This is a genomic window from Micromonospora sp. D75, assembly GCF_018070405.1.
Lineage (GTDB): Bacteria > Actinomycetota > Actinomycetes > Mycobacteriales > Micromonosporaceae > Micromonospora > Micromonospora chalcea.
This window is the reverse complement of the sequence record NZ_JAGPXV010000603.1, coordinates 1-3,654: the sequence shown is the minus strand read 5'-3', so window position 1 is coordinate 3,654 and position 3,654 is coordinate 1. Positions and strand designations below refer to the sequence as shown.

Annotated in this window: 4 protein-coding genes; 3 read left to right on the top strand and 1 reads right to left on the bottom strand. The window is 74.8% G+C overall.

Annotation, left to right across the window (positions count from 1 at the left end):
• Both cofD and KBX39_RS26295 read left to right on the top strand, forming a co-directional pair.
• Positions 1-811, top strand: an 811-nt coding sequence (gene cofD, locus KBX39_RS26300; protein ID WP_210873022.1) for a 2-phospho-L-lactate transferase, incomplete at its 5' end; no start/stop codon positions are given.
• Complete coding sequence (locus tag KBX39_RS26295) at positions 808-1,893, top strand: coenzyme F420-0:L-glutamate ligase (protein ID WP_064447704.1); 1,086 nt, start codon at positions 808-810, stop codon at positions 1,891-1,893. The genes cofD and KBX39_RS26295, both read left to right, overlap by 4 nt.
• 16 nt (positions 1,894-1,909) lie before the next feature.
• On the opposite strand, the gene KBX39_RS26290 is transcribed toward KBX39_RS26295, so the two are convergent.
• Entirely contained in the window at positions 1,910-2,899 is a 990-nt protein-coding gene (locus KBX39_RS26290) for a helix-turn-helix transcriptional regulator (RefSeq protein WP_043326482.1), read from the bottom strand.
• A 298-nt stretch (positions 2,900-3,197) separates the two neighbouring features.
• Here KBX39_RS26290 and KBX39_RS26285 point away from each other — a divergent pair.
• Positions 3,198-3,654, top strand: a 457-nt coding sequence (locus tag KBX39_RS26285; RefSeq protein ID WP_210873020.1) for an NUDIX hydrolase, incomplete at its 3' end; no start/stop codon positions are given.

The window sequence follows — 3,654 nt, the reverse complement described above, 5'->3', positions numbered from 1 at the left end:
GGTCTGCCCCGACCTGGACAGCGTGCTCTACACGCTCGGCGGCGGCGCCGACCCGGAACGCGGCTGGGGCCGGGTCGGCGAGACCTGGACGGTGAAGAACGAGCTGGCCGCGTACGGCGCGGAGCCGAGCTGGTTCGGTCTGGGCGACAAGGACATCGCCACCCACCTGGTCCGCACCACGATGCTCAACGCCGGCTATCCGCTGTCCCAGGTCACCGAGGCGCTGGCGGCGCGCTGGCAACCGGGCGTACGGCTGCTGCCGGCCACCGACGAGCGCCTGGAGACCCATGCCGTCGTCACCGACGAGCAGGGGCGGCGCGCGATCCACTTCCAGGAGTGGTGGGTGCGGTACCGCGCCGACGTACCCACCGACCGGTTCGTCTTCGTGGGCGCCGAAGCGGCGAAGCCCGCGCCCGGCGTGGTGGAGGCGATCGCCGCCGCGGACGTGGTGCTGATCGCGCCCAGCAACCCGGTCGTCAGCATCGCCCCGGTGCTGGCCGTGCCCGGCCTGCGCGACGCGGTGACCGGCGGGCCGGCCCCGGTGATCGGGGTGTCACCGATCATCGGCGGCGCGCCGGTACGCGGCATGGCCGACCGCTGCCTCGCCGTGCTCGGCGTGGAGTGCAGCGCGGCCGGGGTGGCCGGCCTCTACGGCGCCCGGTCCACCGGCGGGCTGCTCGACGGCTGGCTGGTGGCGCCGGAGGACGAGGGCACGGCGGTGCCGGACGTGGTGGTCCGCGCGGCGCCGCTGCGGATGACCGACGAGGCGGCGACCGCCGCGATGGTGCGCGCCGCGATGGAGCTGATGTGAGGCTGGAGATTCTGCCGGTGCAGGGCATCGGCGACGTGACCGAGGGCGACGACCTGGCGGCGCTGATCGCCGGCGCGGCGCCGTGGCTGCGCGACGGCGACGTGCTGGTGGTCACCAGCAAGATCGTGTCGAAGGCGGAGGGCCGGCTGGTCGACGTGCCCGCCGACGGTCCGGAACGGCTCGAGGCGCGGGACCGGATCCTGGACGGCGAGACCGCCCGGGTGGTGGCGACGCGGGGCGCCACCCGGATCGTGCAGACCCACCACGGGTTCGTGATGGCCTCCGCCGGCATCGACGCGTCGAACGTGGACAAGACCCGCCTGGTGCTGTTGCCGGCCGACCCGGACGCCTCCGCGCGGGCGTTGCGTGCCGCGCTGCGCGACCGGTACGGCCTCGACGTCGCCGTGATCGTCAGCGACACCATGGGCCGCCCGTGGCGCAACGGGCTCACCGACGTGGCGCTCGGGGTGGCGGGCATGCCGGCGATCCGCGACCACCGGGGCGAGGTCGACCCGTACGGCAACGAACTGTTCGTCACCCAGATGGCGGTGGTCGACGAACTGGCCGGCGCCGGCGAGCTGATCAAGGGCAAGTGCGACCAGGTGCCGGTCGCGGTGGTCCGGGGTTATCTCGGCACCCCCCGGGACGACGACGAGGGCGCCCGGGCGCTCGTCCGCGACGCCTCGATGGACCTGTTCTCGCTCGGTACCGCCGAGGCGCGCGCCGCCGGCCTGCGGGCGGCGGCGACGCTGCCGGACCGGGCCGGGCCGGAGCCCGCCGACGCGGACGCGGTGCGGCGGGCGATCGGCTCGGTGGCCGACGTGGTAGCGCCGGGCACGACCTTCACGCACGTCACAGACGACGAGGTACGCGCCGGGCTCGCCGCCACCGTGCCCGGCTGGCCCGCCTCGGCCACCGGCCTGCTGCTCGGCGCGGCGCCGACCCCGCTCGACCCGGCGGACCTGGTCCGGTTCGGCGCGGACGTGCAACGCCTGCGCGCCGCGCTGGCCGCCGAGGGAATCGGTTCCGTCCTGCTCCCGCCCCCGGCCGGCAGCGCCGCCAGCGCCACGCTGGCGCTCTGAGACGGCCCGGCGGAGGTCAGGCGTCGAGGACGGCTCGGCCCAGCGGCGTCAGCGTGTGCAGGACGGTGTTGCGCTCGCGCTGGCTGACCAGCAGCCCGGCGTTGCGCAGCACTGTGGTGTGCTGGCTGGCCGCGGCGGCGGAGATGTGCAGCCGGCGGGCCATCTCGCCGGTCGTGCAGCCCTCGTCGGCGGCATGCAGCACCCGCGACCGGGTGCGGCCGATCAGGGCCGCGAGCGCCTCGCCCTGCGGTGACCCGGCGGCGCCGGACGCCGGTGTCAGGCCGGCCAGCCGGTCCACCGGGTAGACGAGCACCGGCGGCAGGGTCGGGTCGACGAGCGCCACCGGGGTACGCGAGCAGAAGAACGACGGGACGAGCAGCAGCCCGCGCCCGTCCAGGTGCAGTTCCCGGGTGTCCGGATAGTCGAGCACCTCCAGCACGCCGGAGTTCCACCGCATGTTCGGACGCAGGCTGGCCAGCAGCCCTTCGGCGCCGCCGTCGAGCATGGCGCGGGCACGCCGGGCCCGGTCCGCCTCGACCGCTGCCTGCACCCGGGCCCAGTACGGCGTGACGGCCAGCGACTGGTATCGCGCCATGGAGTCGGTGAGGTGGTGCAGTGTCTCCGGCTCACCCCGGGCGAGCGCCGTCGCCGAGGGCGGCAACGTGGTCTCCTCGGCGAGCCGGGTCAGGTCGCGGCGCAGCATGTCCGTAGGGGTGCCGCGGACCGCGTCCAGCCCCACCTCGAAGCCCTCCCGGCTGGCGAACGGGGTGAGGAAGTCGGGGAAGTAGCCGCGCGGCGGGTTGAGCGCGAGGAGCAGGCGGTACTGCTCGGCGTCGCTGTCGGTGCGCAGCCCGTGCGCCACGGTCCGCCGCCATGTGGTCATCATCGGGTCGCGGCTGCGCCCCTGGAGCAGGTGCAGGCTGAGAACCAGCTCCCAGAGCGGGTCCGCGCGCGGGGCGACCCGGGTCCGCAGGACGTCTTCGCCCGAGAAAACGATCTTCAACATGGAGTGCTCCCGTGCGGACGGCGGGGGTGCCCGCCACGGCTCGACTTTACCCGTCGGCAGTAATCTCCATCTTTAAGCCTGAGGTGAAAGACCTCGACGGTGAGGTGACCGGTTCGGCAAACTCTTCCTTGCCCGCCGACGCCGGGGCGCAGTCTCGACCCGGTCGCCGGCTGACGGGCGTGGCCGGGCGGCACCACGAGGGTCTGCGACATCGTCGCAGGGGTGCCGCCCGGCTTTCGCTCGTCCGCCGGTGGGTCGCCGCGCCGGCGTACCGTGGTGGCGCTCGTAGAGTGTCCGGGTGCCCGACACCGATCTCACCACGTACGCCGACCTGCACGCCGACGCCGTCGCGGCGCTGAGCCGCTGGACGGCGACCAGCCCCGCCGCCGGCGCCGCCCGGGACCGGACGCTGGCGCTGCTGGCCGACGGGCCGGCGGCGATGAGCCGGACACACCGGGCGGGGCACGTCACCGCCAGCGCGCTCGTGCTCGACCCGGACGGCCGGGTGCTGCTCTGCCTGCACGGCAAGATCCGCAGGTGGGTGCAGCTCGGCGGGCACTGCGAGCCGGGCGACCGGACGCTGGTGGCGGCCGCGCTGCGCGAGGCCACCGAGGAGTCCGGCATCGCCGGTCTGACGATCGAGCCGGAACCGATCGACGTGGACATCCACCAGGTCGCCTGCCAGGGCGGGTCGTTCCACTACGACGTCCGGTACGCGGTGCTGGCCCCGGCGGGGTCGTTCTATCATGTGCGCG